The sequence below is a fragment of the Pinirhizobacter sp. genome, from assembly GCF_036499745.1.
In the GTDB taxonomy this organism is placed as follows: domain Bacteria; phylum Pseudomonadota; class Gammaproteobacteria; order Xanthomonadales; family Rhodanobacteraceae; genus Pinirhizobacter.
This window is the reverse complement of sequence record NZ_DASYDG010000030.1, coordinates 1-22,345: the sequence shown is the minus strand read 5'-3', so window position 1 is coordinate 22,345 and position 22,345 is coordinate 1. Positions and strand designations below refer to the sequence as shown.

General features: G+C 65.5%; 20 protein-coding genes. 8 read left to right on the top strand and 12 right to left on the bottom strand.

Features of this window, described 5'->3' with window-relative positions:
* Positions 1 to 3: 3 nt before the first annotated feature.
* On the bottom strand, positions 4 to 756 hold the full coding sequence (locus VGM61_RS10335; protein WP_331522720.1) for an IclR family transcriptional regulator: 753 nt from the start codon (positions 754 to 756) through the stop codon (positions 4 to 6).
* A gap of 171 nt (positions 757 to 927) precedes the next feature.
* Here VGM61_RS10335 and fucP point away from each other — a divergent pair, with 171 nt between their 5' ends.
* The gene (gene fucP, locus VGM61_RS10330; protein WP_331522950.1) at positions 928 to 2,190 is read left to right on the top strand and encodes an L-fucose:H+ symporter permease; all 1,263 of its coding nucleotides are present in this window, start codon (positions 928 to 930) and stop codon (positions 2,188 to 2,190) included.
* Positions 2,190 to 2,588: an L-rhamnose mutarotase gene (locus VGM61_RS10325; protein WP_331522719.1), complete on the top strand. Its 399-nt coding sequence runs from the start codon at positions 2,190 to 2,192 to the stop codon at positions 2,586 to 2,588. The genes fucP and VGM61_RS10325 overlap by 1 nt, the downstream gene beginning before the upstream one ends.
* Positions 2,589 to 2,608: 20 nt before the next feature.
* On the opposite strand, the gene VGM61_RS10320 is transcribed toward VGM61_RS10325, so the two are convergent.
* The 7 genes from VGM61_RS10320 to VGM61_RS10290 form a co-directional block, all read right to left on the bottom strand.
* Complete coding sequence (locus VGM61_RS10320; protein ID WP_331522718.1) at positions 2,609 to 3,739, bottom strand: alpha-hydroxy acid oxidase; 1,131 nt, start codon at positions 3,737 to 3,739, stop codon at positions 2,609 to 2,611.
* Between the two features lie 3 nt (positions 3,740 to 3,742).
* Positions 3,743 to 5,056 carry an L-fuconate dehydratase gene (locus VGM61_RS10315; protein ID WP_331522717.1) on the bottom strand — a complete coding sequence of 438 codons (1,314 nt, stop codon included), beginning with the start codon at positions 5,054 to 5,056 and terminating at the stop codon, positions 3,743 to 3,745.
* 2 nt (positions 5,057 to 5,058) lie between these two features.
* Positions 5,059 to 5,913: a fumarylacetoacetate hydrolase family protein gene (locus VGM61_RS10310; RefSeq protein ID WP_331522716.1), complete on the bottom strand. Its 855-nt coding sequence runs from the start codon at positions 5,911 to 5,913 to the stop codon at positions 5,059 to 5,061.
* Positions 5,914 to 5,923: 10 nt separating this feature from the next.
* The gene (locus VGM61_RS10305; protein ID WP_331522715.1) at positions 5,924 to 6,676 is read right to left on the bottom strand and encodes an SDR family oxidoreductase; all 753 of its coding nucleotides are present in this window, start codon (positions 6,674 to 6,676) and stop codon (positions 5,924 to 5,926) included.
* Complete coding sequence (locus VGM61_RS10300; RefSeq protein ID WP_331522714.1) at positions 6,673 to 7,548, bottom strand: amidohydrolase family protein; 876 nt, start codon at positions 7,546 to 7,548, stop codon at positions 6,673 to 6,675. Before VGM61_RS10300 ends, VGM61_RS10305 begins: the two co-directional genes overlap by 4 nt.
* On the bottom strand, positions 7,545 to 8,549 hold the full coding sequence (locus tag VGM61_RS10295; RefSeq protein WP_331522712.1) for an aldo/keto reductase: 1,005 nt from the start codon (positions 8,547 to 8,549) through the stop codon (positions 7,545 to 7,547). The genes VGM61_RS10300 and VGM61_RS10295 overlap by 4 nt, the downstream gene beginning before the upstream one ends.
* 96 nt (positions 8,550 to 8,645) lie before the next feature.
* Positions 8,646 to 10,139, bottom strand: a complete 1,494-nt coding sequence (locus VGM61_RS10290) for a phospholipase D-like domain-containing protein (protein WP_331522711.1) — start codon at positions 10,137 to 10,139, stop codon at positions 8,646 to 8,648.
* A 169-nt stretch (positions 10,140 to 10,308) separates the two neighbouring features.
* Between VGM61_RS10290 and ispG the strand changes: the two genes are divergently transcribed.
* On the top strand, positions 10,309 to 11,562 hold the full coding sequence (ispG, locus tag VGM61_RS10285) for a flavodoxin-dependent (E)-4-hydroxy-3-methylbut-2-enyl-diphosphate synthase (RefSeq protein ID WP_331522710.1): 1,254 nt from the start codon (positions 10,309 to 10,311) through the stop codon (positions 11,560 to 11,562).
* A gap of 75 nt (positions 11,563 to 11,637) precedes the next feature.
* Entirely contained in the window at positions 11,638 to 12,468 is an 831-nt protein-coding gene (locus VGM61_RS10280; protein ID WP_331522709.1) for an aldo/keto reductase, read from the top strand.
* On the opposite strand, the gene aat is transcribed toward VGM61_RS10280, so the two are convergent.
* Genes aat through trxB form a run of 4 tightly spaced genes read right to left on the bottom strand, consistent with a single transcriptional unit; the run spans position 12,465 to position 15,674 of the window.
* Positions 12,465 to 13,160, bottom strand: coding sequence for a leucyl/phenylalanyl-tRNA--protein transferase (gene aat, locus VGM61_RS10275; RefSeq protein ID WP_331522708.1), 696 nt, complete (start codon positions 13,158 to 13,160; stop codon positions 12,465 to 12,467). The two genes, VGM61_RS10280 and aat, sit on opposite strands and share 4 nt — an antisense overlap.
* A gap of 29 nt (positions 13,161 to 13,189) precedes the next feature.
* Positions 13,190 to 13,594, bottom strand: coding sequence for a VOC family protein (locus tag VGM61_RS10270; RefSeq protein ID WP_331522706.1), 405 nt, complete (start codon positions 13,592 to 13,594; stop codon positions 13,190 to 13,192).
* Entirely contained in the window at positions 13,591 to 14,715 is a 1,125-nt protein-coding gene (locus VGM61_RS10265; protein ID WP_331522705.1) for a GNAT family N-acetyltransferase, read from the bottom strand. The genes VGM61_RS10270 and VGM61_RS10265 overlap by 4 nt, the downstream gene beginning before the upstream one ends.
* On the bottom strand, positions 14,712 to 15,674 hold the full coding sequence (gene trxB / locus VGM61_RS10260) for a thioredoxin-disulfide reductase (protein ID WP_331522704.1): 963 nt from the start codon (positions 15,672 to 15,674) through the stop codon (positions 14,712 to 14,714). The genes VGM61_RS10265 and trxB overlap by 4 nt, the downstream gene beginning before the upstream one ends.
* A gap of 203 nt (positions 15,675 to 15,877) precedes the next feature.
* Between trxB and VGM61_RS10255 the strand changes: the two genes are divergently transcribed.
* The 4 genes from VGM61_RS10255 to VGM61_RS10240 form a co-directional block, all read left to right on the top strand.
* Positions 15,878 to 16,939 (top strand): alanine dehydrogenase, encoded by a 1,062-nt coding sequence (locus VGM61_RS10255; protein ID WP_331522703.1) that lies wholly within the window; start codon positions 15,878 to 15,880, stop codon positions 16,937 to 16,939.
* A gap of 35 nt (positions 16,940 to 16,974) precedes the next feature.
* Positions 16,975 to 19,305, top strand: a complete 2,331-nt coding sequence (locus tag VGM61_RS10250) for a DNA translocase FtsK (protein ID WP_331522702.1) — start codon at positions 16,975 to 16,977, stop codon at positions 19,303 to 19,305.
* Positions 19,306 to 19,346: 41 nt separating this feature from the next.
* The gene (lolA, locus tag VGM61_RS10245; protein ID WP_414694852.1) at positions 19,347 to 20,000 is read left to right on the top strand and encodes an outer membrane lipoprotein chaperone LolA; all 654 of its coding nucleotides are present in this window, start codon (positions 19,347 to 19,349) and stop codon (positions 19,998 to 20,000) included.
* A 58-nt stretch (positions 20,001 to 20,058) separates the two neighbouring features.
* The coding region (locus tag VGM61_RS10240) for a DUF2339 domain-containing protein (RefSeq protein ID WP_331522701.1) at positions 20,059 to 22,345 on the top strand (2,287 nt) is incomplete at its 3' end.

Here is a 22,345-nt window from a genome sequence, read left to right as displayed (position 1 = left end):
TCGCTAGCCGAGCTCGGCGGAGATGTCCGCCGCCGCCTTGCACAGCGTGCGCACCGTCATCGCCATGTCGATGGAGGATCCTTCCCGGGCGATGAACGGCACGGTGAGTGCGCACACGGCATGTCCGTGTTCGACGATGGGCGCGGAGAGATCCGTGACGCCACCGACCACGTGGCTGGGTGCCGAGGCGTAGCCTTTCTCGCGGATCTTCGTCAGCCGGCGGAGCAGGGCCTTGCGCTCGACGCTCTCGTCGTGCGCTTCGACGATATCCAGCCAGTGGTCCCTGACGGCATCGCCTTGCCAGGCCAACAGCACCAGGCCGGAAGTTGCCTGGGCCATGGGGCGGCGGTGCCCGACGCGCACCACCAGGCCGATGTCGCCGGGTGGGTCGATGCGCGCCACCACCACGATCTGTTCGCCCGAAGGCACCACCAGGTGGCAGCTCTGTTCGATTTCGCCTGCCAGGCGATGCATCACGGGCAGGGCGGTTTCTACCGCATTCTTCACAGGCGGCTGTTCCATGCCCAGCCGGAACAGGCGCGGGGTGATGGCGTAGCTGCCGTCGCCTTCGCCACGGGCGATGTAATCGCGTTCCTCCAGTACCTGGAGCATGCGGAAGATCTCGCCGCGCGAGCGGCCGACACCCTCGGAGATTTCGGCAATACTCAAGGGTGCCGGCGCCGCCGCCAGCAGTTCGATGATGTCCAGGCCCTTATCCAGGGCGGGGGCTCGGTATTTGGTCGGTTCCTTGGCCATGTCCGCTTCGTTTGTGATGACGTGCAAGCTTGCCTGATCGGAAAGGCGGCGCGCCATGCCTGGTTTTGCTGCACTGCGTCTTGTGCGTGCATGAACATTAAGTTCATATTTGCACAACGTGTGCACCGGTGACCACAGGAGCAGTCAATGGCGAGCGCCACCCCGTTACCGATGCCGGCCAGCCGACAGGCGGCCCAAGGCCTGATCGGTCCATTGGTATTGATCGTTGCGTTGTTCTTCCTCTGGGGCCTGGCCAACAACCTCAACGACGTGCTGGTGGCGCAGTTCAAGAAGTCGTTCGTGTTGAGTGACTTCCAGGCAGGACTGGTACAGAGCGCGTTCTACCTCGGGTATTTCCTGATAGCCATGCCGGCCGGCTTGTTCATGCGCCGCTTCGGCTACAAGAGCGCGGTGGTGTTCGGCCTGGTGCTGTACGGCGCGGGCGCCTTCCTGTTCTGGCCGGCGGCAAGCCTTGGCACCTATGGCCTGTTTTTGTTCGCACTGTTCGTGATCGCCAGCGGGCTGGCGTTCCTGGAGACATCGGCCAATCCGTTCGTGACCCTGCTGGGGCCTCCTGAGTCGGGCACGCGCCGGTTGAACCTGGCGCAGGCTTTCAACCCGTTGGGCTCGATCACAGGCGTGCTGGTGGGCCAGCACTTCATTTTCTCCGGCATCGAACACACACCGGCGCAGATGGCCGCAATGGATGCAGGCACGCGCGCGGCATACCTGGCGCAGGAAACCAGCGCGGTGCAGTGGCCGTACTTCGTGATCGGCGTGGTGGTTCTGGCGTGGGCCGCGTTGATCGTAGTCACCCGGTTTCCGGTAGCCGAGGTCGCTACTGATCAAGCACCTGCACGCCATGGCGTGATGGGCCGCCTGCTGCGCGACCGTTCGTTCGTGTTCGCGCTGGCCGCGCAGTTTTTCTATGTGGGGGCGCAGGTGGGCGTATGGAGCTACCTGATCCGCTACGTGCAATTCGGTATGCCGGGAACGCCGGCGAAGGAAGCGGCCAATTTCCTTACCGCGTGCCTGGTGGCCTTCATGGCCGGGCGATTCATCGGTACGGCCTTGATGAAGCGCGTACCGGCCGAGCGCCTGTTGATGGGTTTTGCCGCCATCAATGTGGCGCTGGTGCTCGTTGCCATGACGATGCCGGGCATGGTGGGCGCCTGCGCGCTGGTGGCCTGCAGCTTCTTCATGTCGGTGATGTACCCGACCATCTTTGGCCTGGGTGTGCGTAACCGCAACGATGACGAGCGCAAGATCGGCTCGGCGCTGCTGGTGATGACCATCATCGGCGGCGCGGTACTCACCGCGGGGCTCGGCGCTGTATCGGACCGGTTCGGCATCGCCCATGCGATGGTGGTGCCGGGTATTGCCTTTGTGGTGGTGGCTGCTTTCGCGCGGCACCATGTGCGGGCGCGCGCCTGATGCCGGGCGAGGACGCCGCGGATCAGACTGCCTCAGGTCAGGCCGTTCCCGGGCAGACCTCTTCTCGTCGGGTGTTCGCCCTTGACCTTCGCAACGACGCTCAGGCGATTGCCGAGTACGAGCGCTGGCATCGCGCCGACACCATCTGGCCGGAGGTGGTCAAGTCCATCCGCGACGCCGGCATCGACGACATGCGCATCTATCGCACCGGCAACCGGCTGGTGATGGTGATGGAAGCCGGGGCCGGCTACGACGCGGCGGCCAAGGCTGCCTCGGATACTACCGATCCGCACATTCAGGCATGGGAACGGCTGATGGACACCTTCCAAAAGCGCCTGCCGTGGTCTGCCGAGGGGCAGAAATGGGTACCGATGGACGAGATATTCAGGCTGCCGTGAAGCATCCCGTCGTGAAGGTGCTACCAGAGCGCGTCGCGACTGATCGCTTTGACGTCGGTCTGGCCACATAGCGCCATCGTCGTACTCAATTCCTTACGGATGATCTCGATCGCGGCGGTCACCCCAGGCTGGCCCATCGCGCCCAATCCATAAAGGAACGCCTTGCCTATCAGCGCGCCGCGCGCGCCAAGCGCCAGTGCCTTGAACAGCGCCTGGCCGCTTGTGACGCCGCCGTCGAACAACACTTCGCAGCGATCGCCCACTTCCTGCACCACGGCGGGCAGGGCATCGATGCTGGCCGGTGCGCCGTCGAGCTGGCGGCCGCCATGGTTGGATACCACGATGGCATCCACACCGTGGTCGGCGGCAAGTTTCGCATCGCGCGAATCCATGATGCCCTTGATGATCAACTTTCCGGGCCATTCCTGGCGAATCCATGCCAGGTCCGCCCAGGTGAGGGTGGGATCGAACTGGCTGGCGATCCACTGCGCCAGGGTGGTGAGGCTGTCGCCACCGATGCGCCCGGCGAGATTGCCGAACGAGCGGCTGGGCGCGCGCAGCACGTTCCACATCCAGCGCGGCTTGCTCATGATGTCCAAGGCGTTGCGCAGGGTGAGCTTCGGCGGCACGGAGAGGCCATTCTTGATTTCCCGGTGACGCTGGCCCTGGATGGTCAGGTCAACCGTAAGCATCAGTGCCGAACACTTCGCCGCGTGGGCGCGCTGGATCAGTTCGCGGGTGAAGCCGCGGTCGCGCATCACGTATACCTGGAACCAGAACGGCGTGGAGCTTGCCGCTGCCACCTGCTCGATCGAGCAGATGGACATCGTGCTCAGGGTGAAGGGAATACCCGCTTCCGCCGCGGCGCGTGCGCCCAGGATCTCGCCACTGCCGTATTGCAGTCCGGTAAGCCCCGTGGGCGCGATGGCCAGCGGCAGGCTCACCGGCTGGCCGATGAAGCTGGTGGCCAGGTTGCGCTGGTCGACGTCGATCATCACCCGCTGGCGTAGCTTGATCCGGTCAAGTGCGCGGACGTTCTCGCGAAGGGTGGCTTCGTCGTACGAGCCCCGGTCGGCGTATTCGAAGAAGGCGCGAGGCACGCGGCGGCGCGCCAGTTCGCGCAGGTCCGCCACGTTGGTGATGATGGTCATGGTCTAGCCCGTCATGACGACAGGCGCATCCTGCCATACCGGGCCATCGGGGAAGCGGTGGGCATCGATCGAGGCCTGGTGCATTTCGGCCGAGAAGCCTGGCGCCGCCGGGGCGATGTAGCGACCGTTGCGAAGGATCACCGGATCGACGAAATGCTCGTGCAGGTGATCGACGAACTCGATCGCACGATCGTCCTTGGCCCCGGTGATGGCGACGTAGTCGGCCATCGCCAGGTGTTGCACCAGCTCGCACAGGCCCACGCCTCCCGCATGCGGGAAAACGCGCACGCCGAACTTCGCCGCCAGCAGCAGGATGGCCAGGTTCTCGTTCACCCCGCCCACGCGCGCGGCGTCGATCTGGATCAGGTCCACGCTGCCGGCCTGCAGCAGCTGCTTGAACATCACCCGGTTGTGGGTGTGCTCGCCGGTGGATACCGGCGTGCCGATGGCGCGGCGGATGGCGGCATGGCCCAGGATGTCGTCGGGGCTGGTGGGTTCTTCGATCCAGGCCAGACGGAAGCTTTCCAGCTGGTGCATCCATTCGATGGCCTGCGGCACGTCCCAGCGCTGGTTGGCGTCCACGGCAATGGCAATGTCCGGGCCGACGGCTTCGCGTGCCAGGCGGCAGCGTCGCATGTCGTCTTCCACATGCGCGCCCACTTTGAGCTTGATGGTGTTGAAGCCGTCGGTCACCGCCTCGCGTGCCAGGCGCTGCAGTTTTTCGTCGCTATAGCCCAGCCAGCCGGGCGATGTCGTATAGGCGGGATAACCTTCCTCAAGCAGCCGGGAGATGCGCGCGGCCCGGTGCGGCTGGGCCGCGCGCAGCATTCCCAGCGCCTCATCCGGCGTGAGGGCGTCGGTGAGGTACCGGAAATCGATGGTGGCCACGAGGGCCTCGGGGCTCATCTGCGCGATGAAGCGCCACAGGGGCAGGCCCTCGCGGCGCGCGGCCATGTCCCAGGCGGCATTGACCACCGCGCCGATGGCCATGTGCATCACACCCTTTTCAGGGCCAAGCCAGCGCAGTTGCGAATCGCCCACCAGGCGTGCGGAGAAACCGCCCAGGTCGTCCACTACGTCGGCAAGGTCAAGGCCCACCACGTGCGGGCGCAAAGCATCGAGCGCGGCCGTCTGTACGTCGTTGCCGCGGCCGATGGTGAAGACCAGGCCATGGCCTGAGAGCTCGCCTTCGTCGGTGCGCAGGACCACATAGGCGGCTGAATAATCAGGATCGGGGTTCATCGCATCGGAGCCGTCCAGTTCCCGCGACGTGGGGAAACGGACGTCGACGGTTTCAAGCGCGGTGATCCTGGCCATGGTCAGCGGTCCGCCCGATGGGCATGCGCCACCTGGCGCTGCTCGCCCAGGCCTTCGATACCCAGTTCCATCACGTCGCCAGCCTTGAGGTAGGTGGGCGGCTTCAGGCCCAGCCCCACACCCGCCGGTGTGCCGGTGCTGATCACATCGCCCGGCATCAAGGTCATGTAGCGGCTGATGTAGCTCACCAGTTTCGCCACGCCGAACACCATGTTCCGGGTGTTGCTGGACTGGTATCGATGCCCGTTGACGCTTAGCCAGAGATCCAGGTTCTGCGGATCGGGAATATCGTCGGTGGTGACCAGCCACGGGCCCAGCGGGCCGAAGGTGTCGCAGCTCTTGCCCTTCACCCACTGGCCGCCATGCTCCATCTGAAATTCGCGCTCGGAAAGGTCGTTGACCACCATGTAGCCGGCAACATGGCTTAGCGCCTGGGCTACCGTTACATCGCGCGCGACCGTGCCGATCACCACGCCCAACTCCACTTCCCAGTCGGTCTTCACCGAGCCACGCGGGATCACCACGTCGTCGTTCGGGCCCATGATGGCCGTGGTGGCTTTCATGAACAGCACCGGCTGTTCGGGAATCGGTGCGCCGGTCTCGGCGGCGTGGTCGGCATAGTTCATGCCCACGCAGATCATCTTGCCCACGTTGCCCACGGCGGAACCAAGGCGGACGCCGGCCTCGACGCGTGGGAGGGTGGAAGGATCGATCGACGCCAACGTCTTGAGCGATGCAGGCGACAAGGTGGCGCCGGTGATGTCGGGAACCTTGCCGCCCAGGTCTCGCAGCACGCCATCGGCATCCACAAGACCTGGACGCTCGGCTCCGGGATTGCCATGTCGAAACAGTTTCATCGATACATTCCTAGTTCGACCAGCCGCCGTCGATGACGTGCACGGTGCCGGTGGTGAAAGACGATTCGTCGGAGGCCAGGTACACGGCGAGCGCGGCGATTTCCCCAGGTGTCCCCAGGCGGTCCATCGGCTGGCGGTCGGTGAAACTTTTCCAGACCGCCGCTTCATCGCCACCCAGGGCACGTACACGTTCACCCAGTGATGGCGTCTTCACCGTGCCGGGGCAAATGGCATTGCAGCGCACGCCGCGCGATACGTAATCAGCCGCGATGGAGCGGGTGAGGCCGATCACCGCGGCCTTGGTGGTGCCATAGGCAAAGCGGTTGGGCACGCCCTTGATGCTTGACGCCACCGAGGACATGTTCACGATGCTGCCTTGCCCGCGTTCGAGCATGCCCGGAAGCACGGCGCGGCAAAGGTGGAACATGCTGTCCACGTTGATGGCGAACGAACGCCGCCACGCGCTTTCGTCAGTATCCAGGATGGTCCCGGCATGGACGAAGCCTGCGCAGTTGAACAACACGTCCACCGGATGCTTCGCGATGGCGGTGATGGCGGCCAGGTCGGTAACGTCCAGCACCTGCGTGGCGATGCCGGGGTGTTCTTCGGCCAGCGACGCCAACGCCGAAGCATCGATGTCGGTCGCCAGCACCTGCGCACCTGCAGCGGCGAAGGCCAGCGCGGTGGCGCGGCCGATACCGGCACCGGCGGCAGTGACGAAGGCGCGTTTGCCCGCCAGGCGGCGGGAAGTCTCAAGGGTCATTGGCGGGCCATGGCATGTGCGGGAAGGGATTGGCGGGAGAGGTCCAGGCGGTAGAAACGCGCCGCGTTACCGCCCATCAGCGCCGCCTCGTGATCTGGCGTGAGTGCACGGACGTAGCGCAAGGCCAGTCGCAGCCACGTGGCGTAATCGCAGCGCAACGTCGCCACCGGCCAGTCGCTGCCCCACATCAGGCGCGCGGGCCCGAAGCTTGAGAACAGGTGTTCGACGTACGGCGTGATGGTGGACGGATCCTGATCGGGCGTGAGCTGGGTCAGGAGACCTGAGAACTTGCAGTGCACATTGGGGTACCTGGCCAGCCGCTCGATGCACGTGGCCCAGCGCGAGAAACTGCCATCGGCAAGGTCGGGTTTGGCGCCGTGGTCCACCGCCACGCGAAGCCGTGGCTCGCGGTCGAGCCGCCGCTGCAGCGCAGGCCATTGCGATGGTCCTACCAGGGCATCGAAGGCCAGTTCGCGCGCGTGCAAGCTGGTGAATGCAGCGTCGATGCATGCGCTGTCGAGCCAGTCCGGGTCCTCGATGTCCTGCGCCATGGGGCGTAGTCCCACCAGCAGGTTGCGTCCGTCGATGGCCAGCGCCGCGATGCGTGAGTCGACATCCGGTGCTTCAAAATCCACCCAGCCCACCACGCCTGCCACGCTGGCGTCCTGGCGTGCCAGTTCGAACAGGAAGCGGGTTTCGTCCTCGCTGGGAGCCGCCTGCACCAGTACACACGCTTCGACTCCGGCTTCGTCGCGGATGGCGGCGATGTCCTGGGGAAGAAAATCCTGGCGCAGGGACGCCGGCGCCCCGGCCAGCCAGCCGTAATCGCCGCGGGAAGGTTTCCAGTAGTGCTGGTGGGCGTCGACGATCATGCCGCTACCAGGCCTTCGTCGCGCAGGCGCGCCCATAACGTGGCCGGCAGGGAAGCGGCCATGCGCCGCGTGGCGGCATGCACTTCATCAGGGGAGCGCAGCCCGCAGACCACGGTGGCCACGGCCGGATGCATGAGCGGGAATTGCAGCGCCGCCGCGCCGATGTCGACGTGTTCGGCGCGGCCGATGTCGTAGTAGCGCTGGGCCCGTGCGCGGATCGTTTCGCTGACTGGCTCGTAGTTGTAGGTACTGCCTGGTCCGTCCCCGGCGCCGAGAAGGCCTGAGTTATAGGGCGCACCCGCCATGATCGCCACGCCGCTGCGATAGGCCATGGACATCACCCGAAGGCTCTGCGCCTGCTCGAACAGGGTGAAGCGGCCGGCCAGCAGGATGGTGTCCAGTTCGAAGCGCGGCATCACTTCCAGGCACACGGATTCTTCATTCACGCCGATGCCGACCGCCCGGCATACACCCTGGTCGCGAAGTGCCGCCATGGCGGGAAGGGCCTCGTCGAGCGCCTGCTGCAATACGGCCGACGCGTGTTCGCCATGGACGAGGCTGCCGATGTCATGCAGCAGCAGGATGTCGACGTGGTCGGTGCGGAGCCGGCGCAGGCTCTCTTCCACCGAACGCATGACGCCGTCCCGGCTGTAGTCGAATACCGCGTGCCGGCCGTCGACGGCGAAGCCGTCACCGGTCGGTGCGCTGCCATGCTCAACGAGCCGGCCGACCTTGGTGGAAAGGGTGAATCGGTGACGATGGATGCCGGCCAGGGCATCGCCCAACCGGCTTTCCGACAGTCCGTAGCCGTAATACGGGGCCGTATCGAAATGGGTCATGCCCGATTCGAAGGCGGCGGCAACGGCCGCCTGGGCCACGGCATCGTCGACGCCGGAATAAAGGTTGCCGATGGGCGCCGCACCGAACGAGAGCGGCGACAACGCCCCGACCCGCGATTTCAAGCGGTCAGTGCGGTCGGGCGCCTCGCCGGGGAGGGACATCGGGATTCCGTCGTCTTGTGTGTATATGAACTTTACGTTCATATGTGTACAAAGCCAAGCTGCGATGCAACAACCTCCGCGCGATGCGCGAGGTATTCATTCGCCGCTCCGTTTCGAGCCAGGGTGCGGCTCCATCGAGGGATCGGGCCTGTCCGCGTCCGCCTTCCCGCGCTGGGCCCGCAGCTGCACCCAGCGCACCGCAAGATTCAGCGAAAACCAAAGGGCGATCGCCGCCAGGGGCCACGCCAGGCCTCGCGGCCAGAACACGCCGATGGCGCCCAGCACCAGCAGCCCGAAGAAGCCTGCAAGCACCGGTCCGGTTTCGGTGTCGCCCAGGACGCGGCGTTCGCTCAACGCGGCGCCCACGGTATTGGCCAGGCGCAGTGCGCTGGCGGCGGCGCGGCTGGAGCTGCCACCGGACCGGGACGGACGTGGCGGGCGGGGTTCGCTGCTGGCCACGCGCTCGCGGCCTCGCGAACGTCGCGACGGCGCCAGAACGATCTCGGTAGCGTTCTCAAGGTCCGTTTCATACTGCCGCGCCATCTGCCCGGCGAAGCCCTCATCTTCGATGGCCACGTCGATCTCGCGGTTGCCCAGCCAGCTTTGGATGTTGAGGTTGGACGAACCCACGCGCGCCCACTGGCCGTCGGCTACCGCTGTTTTCGCGTGCAGCATCGAACCGTTCCATTCGAACACCCGGACACCGGCCTTCAACAACGGTTTGTAACCGGCGCGCGACATACCGGCCACCAGCGGGATATCGCTTGTGCCCGGCACCAGCAGGCGCACGTCCACGCCGTCGCGCGCGGCCGCGCAAAGCGCCTGCACGTAGGGCGCGATGCCCACGAAATAGGCATCGGTCAGCCACAGGGATTTCGTTGCCAGCGCCGCGATCATCTGGTCCAGGCGATAGGTGCCGGCCGTGTACGGCTGGTTGGCCACCACCCGAAGGGCGATATTCCCCACCTCAGGACAAGCCACCGGCGGCGGCAGTTCCAGCGGATCGGCGATATCGGCCCAGCTGTCGAAGAAAGCGTTGTCCAGTTCCGCCACGGCCGGCCCACGGATCGATACGCCGGTATCGCGCCAGGGTGGGATGTCCTTCTTCGGGTTACCCAGCCACTTGGCACTGATGCACACGCCTGAAAGAAAACCCAGGCGTCCATCGGTGGTCAGGAGTTTGCGGTGGTTGCGGCTTACCCAGCCGAAGGGGCTGCCGATGCGCGGCGGATTATGGATGCGCACCTGGCCACCGGCGGCGCGCAGCGGCGTCCAGAACGATGGGCGCGATTGCCCCAGGCAACCCACCCAGTCGCTGATCACCGCCACGAACACGCCGGCGCTGGCGCGTTCCACCAGGGCATCGCGGAACGCCCGCCCCACTTCGTCGTCGCGAATGATGTAGTTCTCGAGGAAGATCCGCTCTTTGGCGTTTTTGATGGCCTCGAGCCATTGATCGAAATGCACCTGGGCGTCGATCATCAATTCGACGTCGTTTCCGGCAACCAATGGTGCGCGCGCGGAGCGGCTCAGCGCCTGTTCGGCCAGGCGCCGGTCCGACGCTGCCTGGCGGGCGTGGCGGGAAGTCATGGAGGCAGGGGTTTCCGTGCGTGCGATGAAAGCGAGTCTGGCATGATGCCGTGCATGCCGTCATCGGAGCGTTTACCGGGCCTCGCCGCCTGCATGCCGCCTGACCGCGGGCGGTCATGGCGCTTGCGGTATCCTAGGCACCTGGCCGCATAGCCCCCATATCGACCCCATGACCGAAGCTTCCCCTTATTCCCCGCGTGATGCCACGCCGCAACAGCGCCGCCCCAGTATCGGCGTTCGCGTCGGCAATGTACTGGTGGGTGGTGGTGCGCCGGTGGTGGTGCAGTCGATGACCAACACCGACACCGAAGACCCGGCAAGCACCGCCAAACAGATCGCCGAACTGGCGCGCGCAGGCTCCGAACTGGTACGCATCACGGTCAATACACCGGCCGCCGCGGCCGCTGTGCCGCGCATCGTCGAGCGCCTTGACATGATGGGCGTGCAGGTGCCGATGATCGGCGACTTCCATTACAACGGCCACCAGTTGTTGCAGGGCGAGCCCGCCTGCGCCCAGGCGCTGGCCAAGTACCGCATCAACCCCGGCAATGTCGGGTTCGGCAAGAAGAAAGACACCCAGTTCGCCTCGATCATCGAGTTCGCACTGAAGTACGACAAACCCGTTCGCATCGGCGCCAACTGGGGCTCGCTGGATCAATCGATGGTGGCGGCGCTCATGGATGAAAACTCCACGCGCAGCGATCCCTGGGATGCCAGCCACGTGGCACGGGAAGCACTGATCCGTTCGGCGCTGGATTCCGCCGCCCGCGCGGAGGAAATCGGACTGCCGCGAAACCGCATCATCCTTTCGTGCAAGGTTTCCGGCGTACAGGAATTGATCGCCGTGTACCGTGATATCACCACCCGCGGCGATTACGCCCTGCACCTGGGCCTGACCGAAGCCGGCATGGGTTCGAAGGGCATCACCGCCTCCGCCGCGGCGCTGGCGGTGTTGATGCAGGAAGGCATCGGCGACACCATCCGCATCTCGCTTACCCCCGAACCCGGCCAGTCGCGCACCAACGAGGTGATCGTGGCGCAGGAACTGCTGCAGACCATGGGACTGCGCGCGTTCACCCCCCTGGTTACCGCGTGCCCGGGCTGCGGTCGCACCACCAGTGAATTCTTCCAGGAACTGGCAAAGACGGTGCAGGCGCACGTGCGCGGAAAGATGCCCGAATGGCGGGTGAAGTACGACGGTGTGGAAAACCTCACCCTGGCCGTGATGGGTTGCATCGTCAACGGTCCGGGCGAGTCGCGCCACGCCAACATCGGCATCTCGCTGCCGGGCAACGGTGAGGCGCCCTCGGCGCCGGTGTTCATCGACGGTGAGAAAGCCATGACCTTGCGCGGCGACAACATCGCCGATGAGTTCGTCGGCATCCTCGACAACTACGTCGAAACGCATTACGCCCAGCGATAGTTCATGCAGGAGTTGATCCTGCGTTCACTGCCGCCATGGGAATACACTCAGGCGTTTTCACCCATGGAGCATTGCATGACCGCCAGGCAACCCCGGCTTACCCTCAACGACGGCCACACGGCGCCGCAACTGGGCTTCGGCGTATGGCAGATCGATGACAACGTGGCGACCGAGGCCGTGGCCAGCGCCATCAAGGCCGGCTACCGCTCCGTCGACACCGCCGCCATCTACGGCAACGAGAAAGGCACCGGGGAAGGCCTGCGCCGTGGCGGCGTTCCCCGCGAGGAGATTTTCCTCACCACCAAGCTATGGAACGCCGACCAGGGCTTCGACAGCACGCTTCGCGCCTTCGACAAAAGCCTGAAGCTGCTGGGCACCGACTACGTGGACATGTACCTGATCCATTGGCCAATGCCGGCGAAGGGCACTTACGTCGATACCTTCAGGGCGATGATCCGCCTGCGCGACGAAGGTCGCATCCGCAGTGTCGGTGTGTCCAACTTCAATCCCGCCCACGTGGACCACCTGATCGCCGAGACCGGCGTCGCTCCTGTGGTCAACCAGATCGAGCTGCACCCGGACTTCCAGCAGAACGATGTGGTGAAACACAACCGGGCGAAGAACGTCGTTACCGAATCATGGAGTCCGCTGGGGCAGGGCGGCGATCTGCTGAAGAATCCAACGCTATCGCAGATCGCCGGGGCCCATGGCAAGTCCGTCGCCCAGGTGATCCTGCGCTGGCACCTGCAGACCGGCCACATGGTGATCCCCAAGTCGCAGACCCCGGCGCGCATCGAGGAAAACTTCGACGTGTTCGATTTCCTGCTAAGCACCGCGGACATGCAGAAGATCGCCGGACTCGATGCAGGCCACCGCATCGGGCCGAATCCGGACAGCCTGAACTAAGCCCAGCCCCACATGCCCGCGGGCTGTTTCTCCCGCACCAGTGCCGCGGCATGATCCAGGAACGCATCGCGCGATAGCTCAACGGCGCCCATGCTCAACAGGTGTGGGTTCGTCACCTGCGCATCGAGCAGCGGCATGCCATTGCTTTCGAGCAGCCGGCACAGGGCGATCAACGCCGCCTTGGAGCCACCGGTGGCGTGGCTGAACATCGACTCGCCGCAGAACAGGCGACCCATGGCCAGGCCATAGATGCCGCCGACAAGCCTCTCGCCGTCCCACACTTCCACGCTGTGCGCGTGGCCGTCGCGGTGCAGGGCTTCGTAGGCGTGCATCATCGGCTCGCCGATCCACGTTCCGCGCTGGCCGGCACGTTCGCCGGCGCAGGCGCGGATGACCTGGCCGAAGGCCTTGTCGATGGTATAGGTCCATTCGCTGCGTGAAAGCAGCTTGCGCATGCTGTGGCTGACGTGGACGTTGGCGGTTTCAAACACGCAGCGCGGATCCGGCGACCACCACAGGATCGGTTCGCCAGGGTTGTACCAGGGGAAGATACCCTGGCGGTAAGCCGCCAGTAGCCTGTCGGTGGAGAGGTCGCCGCCGAAGGCGAGCAGGCCGTTGGGTTCTTCCAATGCCGTACGCGGGTCGGGGAAGGATTCAGGCACGCCAGGGTGCAGTTTCGGCAGGCGTATCATCGAGCTGGCGCGGTTGTGCAGGGCATGGCTTAAACGTCTTGCCGTTTAAGTTGCAAAAGGTCCCAGCGGTTGCCGTAGAGGTCCTCGAACACTGCAACCATGCCGTAGGGTTGCTCCTTGGGTTCGCGAATGAAGCGCACGCCGGCGGCGACCATGCGCGCGTGGTCGCGCCAGAAGTCGTCGGTGTTGAGGAACAGGAACACCCGGCCGCCAGCCTGGTTGCCGACGAACGGCTCCTGACCGGCATCGCTGGCCCGGGCCAGCAACAGCGAAGTACCGGCCGAACCTGGTGGTGCCACCACGACCCAGCGCTTGTCCTGATCGGGCTGGTAGGTATCTTCCACGAGGGTAAAGCCCAGCACCTGCGTGTAGAAGGCGATGGCTTCATCGTAGTCGCGGACGACCAGGGCGACGTGGACAATGGATTGCTTCATGCTTCGCTCCGCATAGCGTACGGGCTGTGTTCCATCAGTTCGTCACCATAAGCCTCGCGCGCGCGGCGTTCATGCCGCAACGCATCGGCGACGGCCTCGTGGAAACCCTCGTGCACCAGATAATGACGCGAATGCGTGCGTGTGGGCAGGAAACCACGTGCCAGTTTGTGCTCGCCCTGGGCGCCGGGCTCGAACGTGTGCAGGCCCCGGGCTATCGCGTATTCAATGCCGCGGTAATAGCAGAGCTCAAAATGCAGGCCAGGGACATCCACCACCGCGCCCCAGTAACGGCCATACAGCGTGCCGCCGCCGACCAGGAAAAACGCCATCGCCACCAGCTGGTCACCCATGCGTGCGGTGGCCACCTGCACATCGTTGCCGAAGGACTGGCCCAGATGGCGGAAGAAGGGCCGCGTAAGTGCCGCGTGGTTGCCCTTCATCTCGAAGGTGGATTCGTACAGCGCATGGATGGCGCGCCAGTCGGCGGCGGTCAACTCGGCGCCGCCCGTCATGCCGAGCGTCAGCCCGGACTCCTCAGCCTGTCGGCGTTCCTGGCGGATGTTCTTCCGCTTCTTCGACGACAGTGCGCCAAGGAAATCGTCGAAACTGCCGTAGCCCGGGTTGTGCCAGTGGAACTGCCAGTCGAAGCGCGGTAGCCAGCGCTCGTCGAAGGCGGGAAGATCGGCCTCCTCCAGGAAATTGGCGTGGACCGACGAAAGCCCAAGGCGCCCGGTCTCGGCCAGCAGGCCCGCCACCAGCTGCTTCTTGTGTTCGAGCGACGCGGCCAGGAGGCGCGGGCCAGGCACGGGCGAGTAGGGTGCGGCCGCCAGCAGTTTCGGATAGTAGTCGCCGCCGGCACGCTCGTAGGCGTGTGCCCAGGCGAAATCGAAGACGAACTCGCCGTGGGAATTGCCTTTCAGGTAGGCCGGCACCGCACCGAGCAGGCGTTCGCCTTCATACAGCGCCAGATGACGCGGCTGCCAGCCGTAGTCCGGACGCAGGCAGCCATGCACCTCCATCCCACGCAGGAACGCATGGGACACAAAGGGATTCCCGTCGCCGACGAGGGCATCCCAGTGGGCGGGATCCACGTCGGCAAGGCTGTCCAGGAAGCGGATCACCCCATCAGGTTCTGCTGATCCAGCCAGCGCTCGGCGTCCAGCGCCGCCATGCAGCCGAAACCGGCGGAGGTGACGGCCTGGCGATAGACATGATCGGCGACGTCGCCGGCGGCGAACACACCCGGCACGGAGGTCATGGTGGCCATGCCGTCAAGGCCGCTACGGATATGGATGTAGCCGTCGTGCATGTCCAGCTGTCCATCGAAGATGCCGGTGTTCGGGGTATGGCCGATAGCGACGAAGAAGCCGCTGACGGGGATGTCCCGCGTGGCGCCGGAGTTCACGTCCATCACGCGCACGCCGTTCACGCCCGAGGCATCGCCCAGCACTTCGTCCACCGAGTGATTCCAGACCAGCTCGATCTTGCCGGCGGCGGCCTTCTCGAACAGCTTGTCCTGCATGATCTTTTCAGCGCGAAGCTTGTCGCGGCGGTGCACCAGGTACACCTTGCGGGCGATGTTGGCCAGGTACAGCGCTTCTTCCACGGCGGTGTTGCCGCCGCCGATCACGGCCACGTCCTGGTCGCGGAAGAAGAAGCCGTCGCAGGTGGCGCAGGCCGACACGCCCTTGCCCTTGAAGTGCTCCTCGGAGGCCAGGCCCAGGTACTTGGCGGTGGCGCCGGTGGTGACGATCAGTGCGTCACAGGTATAGCTGCCGGCATCACCCTTCAGGTGGAAGGGACGCTCTGACAGCTCCACCGAGTGGATGTGGTCGAACACCATCTCCGTTTCGAAGCGCTCGGCATGCTCGGCCATGCGGTGCATCAGTTCCGGGCCCTGCACGCCTTTCTGGTCACCCGGCCAGTTGTCCACTTCCGTGGTGGTCATCAGCTGCCCGCCCTGCTGCAGCCCCGTGATCATCGTGGGCTTCAGGTTGGCCCGCGCGGCGTAAACGGCGGCCGTGTAGCCCGCCGGGCCGGAGCCCAGGATCAGCAGGCGACTGTGCTTGGGGGTGCTCATGTATAATCCTTGAGGTTTGAATGCGATTTGGGTGACGCGCTTAAGGGCACTTCTGAAGCCGGTTTCGAGGTCCAGTAACGACCTTTCGAGCCCGACAGAATGGGGAACCGGGCGCGTTGAATCAAGGTCGCAGGCGTAAGGCAAGAGTGCCGGACCCGTCCCCACGGGCCTGGCGTGTGACTTTCCCCACAGGATTTCCCAGCATGCGTATCGGTATTCCCTCAGAAACCAAAACCCTCGAAGGCCGCGTCGCCCTCGTCCCCGCCGCCGCCGCCGACCTCGTCCGCCGCGGCCACGAGGTGTTCATCCAGGCCGGCGCCGGCACCAAGAGCGGGTTTTCCGACGAGGACTACAGCAAGGTCGGCATCAAGATCGTCGCCGACGCCGCCGCCCTCTACGAGGCCGGCGAGTTGATCGTCAAGGTCAAGGAGCCGATCGCCGGCGACCTGGCCCTGCTGAAGAAGCACCACCTGCTGTTCTGCTACCTGCACCTGGCCGCCGAGCCCGAGCTCACCACCCGCCTGCTCGACATCGGCCTCACCGGCGTTGCCTTCGAGTCGGTCGACGAAAATGGCTCGCTGCCGCTGCTGCTGCCGATGTCCGTGATCGCCGGCCGCATCGCCACCCAGATCGGCACCACCCTCCTGCACCAGCCCAACGGCGGCAAGGGCAAGCTGCTGGGGGGCATGGCGTCCACCCCGCGCGGCAAGGTCGTGGTGCTGGGCGCTGGCGCCGCCGGTAGCAACGCCGCGGCCCTGGCGGCCAATGCCGGCGCCAATGTGGTGGTGTTCGACAAGCGCCAGGATCGCCTGGCCGAGATGATGGCCCTGGCCCCCAACGTTACCGCGCTGTACGCCTATGAGTCGTCGGTGGCCGAGGAAGTGGCTACGGCCGACATCGTTGTCGGCGCCGTGCTGATCCCGTCCGCCAAGGCCCCGCGCGTGGTCACCGCCGACATGGTCAAGACCATGGAGAAGGGCAGCGTGCTGGTGGACATCTCCATCGACCAGGGCGGCTGCTTCGAAACCTCCCGTCCCACCACGTGGAAGGAACCCACCTACACGGTGGACGGCGTCACGCACTTCTGCGTCACCAACATGCCCGGCGCCGTGCCGCAGACGTCCTCCATGGCCATCTCGGCGGCGATCCTGCCGTACGTGCAGCGCCTGGCCGGTGGCAACCAGTGGCGCGATTACGCCCCGCTGAAGGCCGGCATTAACGTTGAAGGGGGCAAGATCGTGCATCCGGCCCTGTCGATGGCATGATGTGCGCCAACGAACGAGCAGAACTGGCTATATAAGTGGCGCGAAGCGCAGGTAGTACCAAGAAGGAAAAAACCCCGGCTCCGGGCCTCAGCGACGAGGCACGGCGCCGCCTGCGCGAAGCCGGGGCCCTGTTGCTGCTGCCGCTGGCGCTGTATCTGCTGGTCTGCCTGTTCAGCTACAACGACCAGGACCCCAGCTGGGGCCACCTGGGCAATGTCGACCATGCCCGGAATTTCGGTGGGGCGGTGGGGGCGAACATCGCCAACATCTCCCGCTACATCTTCGGGCTGGTCTCTTATGTGTTCCCGGTATTGCTGCTGGTGCTGGGCGTGCAGGTGCTGCGCCACCACGGCGAGCGTACCGTGGCGCCGTGGGAGCCTTCGCTAAGGCTCATCGGCTACGTCTTCTTCTTCATTACCGGCCCGGCCCTGCTGTGGCTGAACTTCCACGACGCCGCCGTACTGCCGGAAGGCCCCGGCGGCATCCTGGGCCGCTGGGTGGGCAACGGCGTGTCGCGTGCCTTCGGTGACAAGGGCGCGCCGCTGTTGCTGCTGACGATGTTCCTGATCGCCGTCACCCTGGCCACGGGGCTGTCGTGGTTCAAGCTGATGGATATTGTGGGGCAGGGCGTGCTGAAGCTCGCCGGCTGGTTCGGCGGCAAGGTCAAGCAGGCACCGGAGGTCTACGCCGCCCGCCAGGCCCGCGCCGAGCGCGAAGTGGTGAAGAAGGTCGAGGCGGTGAAGCAGGCCAGGCGCGAGCCACTGCGTATCGAGGCGCCGGCAGCACCCGTGGCAAAGAGCGAGCGCGCCACCCGCGAAACACAGATTCCCCTCTTTACCGGCGCGGCCGCTGATGGCGAGTTGCCGCCGCTGTCGTTGCTGGATGAACCCCCGCCGCAGCCAGCGGGATATTCGGAAGAAACCCTCGAGGTGCTTTCGCGCCAGGTGGAGCTGAAGCTCAAGGATTTCCGCATCGAGGCCAAGGTGGTGGGGGTCTATCCGGGCCCGGTGATCACCCGCTTCGAACTGGAACCTGCCGCCGGCGTGCGCGGCAGCCAGGTGTCCAGCCTCGACAAGGACATCGCCCGCGGGCTTTCCGTGGTGAGCGTGCGCGTGGTGGACGTGATCCCGGGCAAGAACGTGATCGGCCTGGAAATTCCCAACACACGCAAGCAGATCGTCTACCTGTCGGAAATCCTGCGTTCGGAGAAATACGACCAGCTGAAGTCGCCGCTGGCGCTGGCGCTGGGCAAGGACATCGGCGGCAAGCCGTCGGTGGCCGACCTTGCCAAGATGCCTCACCTGCTGGTGGCCGGCACCACGGGCTCGGGCAAGTCGGTGGCGGTGAACGCCATGGTGCTGAGCCTGCTGTACAAGTCCAGCCCGAAAGACGTGCGCATGATCATGATCGACCCGAAGATGCTGGAGCTCTCGGTATACGAGGGCATCCCGCATCTGCTGGCACCCGTGGTCACCGACATGAAGGAAGCGGCCAACGCGCTGCGCTGGTGCGTGGGCGAAATGGAGCGCCGTTACAAGCTGATGGCGGCGGTGGGCGTGCGCAACCTCGGCGGCTTCAACAAGAAGGTGCGCGAAGCCGAGGCCGCCGGCCAGCCGATGCTCGATCCGCTGTTCCGGCCCAACCCGGACATGCCGGGCATGACCGCCGATCAGCTGCATACCTTGCCGCACATCGTGGTCATCATCGACGAATTCGCCGACATGATGATGATCGTCGGCAAGAAGGTGGAAGAACTCATCGCCCGCCTGGCGCAGAAGGCGCGCGCCGCCGGCGTGCATTTGATCCTGGCTACGCAGCGCCCGTCGGTGGATGTGATCACCGGCCTGATCAAGGCCAATATTCCCACCCGCATCGCCTTCCAGGTGTCGTCGAAGATCGACTCGCGCACCATCCTTGACCAGTCCGGCGCCGAGACCCTGCTGGGCCACGGCGACATGCTTTACCTGCCGCCGGGCACCGCCACGCCCGACCGTGTACACGGTGCGTTCGTGGACGATCATGAAGTGCATAACGTGGTCGAGTGGCTGCGCGCCCAGGGCAAGCCCGATTACATCGCAGGCGTGCTGGAAGAAGTGCAGTCCACCGGCGACGGGAAGTTCATCAACGACGCCGGCCTGCCGCAGGATGCCGAAGAAGGCGATGGTGATAACGCGCTTTACGACAAGGCCGTGCGCATCGTCACCGAATCGCGCCGGGCGTCGATATCCGGCGTGCAGCGGCACCTTCGCATCGGCTACAACCGCGCCGCCCGCCTCATCGAACAGATGGAGCAGGAGGGCGTGGTAAGCGCACCGCAACACAATGGCAACCGCGAAGTGCTGGCGCCGCCGCCTCCGGCGCGCTAAGCACCGCACCCATCCACCGTCAGCTTGCCCAGGTGTACCGCATGATCCGCCGCCTCGCCTTCCTTGCCTGTTTCCTTGCCGTAAGCGCCGCCCATGCCGCACCGGGCGCCGCACGCGAGCGACTGGATACCTTTGCCAAGGGCCTGCATTCGTTGAGCGGGAATTTCTCGCAGGTGTTGCTGGACGTGAACGGCAAGAAAGGCAAGGTAAGTTCCGGCACCCTGGCCCTGCAGGCGCCGCGCCAGTTCCGCTGGGAAACCACCGCCCCGTATAAGCAGACCATCGTTGCCGATGGCAGCCGCGTATGGCTGTACGACCCGGACCTGGACCAGGTAACGGTAAAGATCCAGAGCAGCGAGGAAGCTCATAGCCCGCTCACCGTGCTCACCGACGTCGGCCAGATCGACAAGAATTTCAAGGTGACCGAGCAGGGCGAGAAGGATGGCCTGGCGTGGCTGCGCCTTGCCTCCACCGGCAAGGATCCGCAGTTCGACTATGCCGATCTCGGCTTCGATGCGGCGGGTCTGAAAAAGATGTCGTTCAAGGATGCGCTGGGCAACACCACGCAGATCGAATTCTCCAACTGGCAGCGCAACGCCGAGCTGCCGGCGGCAACGTTCAACTTCACGCCACCGAAGGGCACCGACGTGGTCGGCGACGCCCCGGTGATCAGCACGCAACCGATCAAGGATTAACGCTGGCCGCGGCGCGAGGGGCGCGGCGGCAGCGGGCGGGCACAAGGGGAAGGGCGGGATGATGTATGTCGTCTGGGGCTTGGTGGGCGCGGTGCTGGGATTCGCGCTGCAGCAGGAATTTTTCGCCACCGTATTCGGCGCGATGCTGGGCATCGGCTGGGCCCGCATGTCGGGGCTGCGGCGCGATCTCAACCTTACGCGAAAGGAATTGGCCCAGGCGCGGCAAGCATTCGGCGCCGCGCCGCGCGCGGGTGATGCACCGCCGCGACCGGTGGCAAGCTATGGCTCGCCTGATACGGGCACGGCTCCGGTGCCTGACGGCGTGGGAGTGCCGGTTGGTGCCGGGGATGCCGTCCCGCCACCACTTCTTCCCGCCGGTGTGTCGGATCTACGGCCGACGGTGACCGATGCGGGTTGGACGGAGGGCACTGCACCGGGTGTGTCGCCGCCGGTACCTCCCGGTCCGCCTCCCATGCCACCGCGCGACACCGTCGCCCCCGCACAACCGCCTGTTCCGCCGCGCCCGACCTGGATCGATGCCGTGGTAACCCGTGTGCGCACCTGGTTCACCGAAGGCAATGTGCCGGTGAAGATCGGCATGCTGGTGCTGTTCGCCGGTGTCGCTGCCTTGCTGAAGTACGCCTCCGATGCCGGCATGTTCCATCTGCCGGTTTCCGTGCGCGTGGCGCTGGTGGCGTTGGCGGCGATCGTTGCGCTTGCCTTCGGCTGGCGGCAGCGTTTCAGGCGACGCGCGTTTGCGCTGTCGTTGCAGGGCGGTGCGATCGGCGTGCTGACCATCGACGTGTTTGCTGCCTTCCGCCTGTACGAACTGCTGCCTCCCACGGCGGCGTTCGGCATGCTGGTGGTGCTGGTCGCTGGCGCAGGCGTGTTGGCGGTACTGCAGGATTCGCTGGCGCTGGCCGTGCTGGGTCTGGTGGCCGGCTTCGCCGCACCCATCCTTACCAGCACCGGCCACGGCAGCCACGTGGCGCTGTTCTCCTACTACGCGCTGCTGAACCTTGGTGTGCTGGCCATCGCCTGGAAACGCGCGTGGCGCGTGCTGAACCTGCTGGGCTTCGTCGCCACCTTCGGCGTGGGCGCTGCCTGGGGCGTGCTGCAGTACAAGCCCGAACAGTTCGCCAGTACCGAGCCCTTCCTGCTGCTGAATTTCTTCTTCTACCTGGTTATTCCCTGGCTCTACCTGCGTCGCGCGGCACAGACACGCGAGCGAGTGCTTGATGCCTGCCTGTTGTTCGGCAATCCGCTGGTGAGCCTGCTGCTGCAAGGTGCGCTGCTGCGCTGGCAGGGCAAGGCGATGGCGGTGTCGGCGCTGGTGGCGGCGGTGGTGTACCTGGGCGTGGCTTACAGCGTGCGCAAGCAACGTGACCTGGGCGTCCTGCGCGACGCGTGGGCGGTGCTGGCGATCGGCTTTGCCACCCTTGCCGTGCCGCTGGCGCTCAGTGCAAGCGTCACCGCCGGCATCTTTGCGGTGGAGGGCGCGGGCCTGGTGTGGCTGGGCTGGCGACAGCAGCGCTGGTTCGCTCGTTGGTCGGGCCTTGGCCTGCAGGGGATTGCCGCGTTCGCATGGGCGGCGGGACACGTGCCTTCGTGGCAGGTGCCGGCGGTGGCCCATCGCAACTACCTCGGTGCGCTGTTGATCGCGGTGGGTGGTGCGGCCAGTACCTGGCTCTACCACCGTTATGGATCGGAGAAGCCGCGTTCGCGCATGGCAGCGGTGGTGTTGTTCGGCTGGACCATGGCGTGGTGGTTGCTCCCCACCACCGTGGAGATCGCCCACCACCTGACCGACGCGCACGCCGCGGCCGGCATCCTGGCCCTGGTGGGCATCACCGCCTGGGTGGTGGCAGAGCTTGCGCGCGGCGCGGTGCATGGGTTGGGAACGGCCATGCGGCTGGTGGTGGCGGGTCTTACATGGGCGTCGATACTGGTGATCGCACTATGCCTGGTGCCTTCATGGCAGGTGCTCGGTGGTTGGCTGTTGCTGGCAGTAGTGGCGACCTTCGCCAGTGGGTGGCGGGCAGTGGCATGTCTGCGGGGTCATCCTCGCCTGGCGGCCGCCACGCAGTTGGGATGGTGGTGGCGCGTGCCGGTGACGATAGCCTGCGCGCTGGTGGTGGCGATGGATGGCTGGCACTGGCTCGACGACAGCTGGCGGCTGCTGATGGTGGTGGCGCCAGCACTAGTGCTTTGGTTCATCGCATTGAGTCGCCCGGCATGGGTGCAACGGCCACTGCAAAAGGAAGATTCCGCGGTGGATCTTCTGCTGCACTCGTTGTTCGTGATGCTGGGTGTGATCTTCCTCTGCTCGTTGTTCGCCGAAGGTT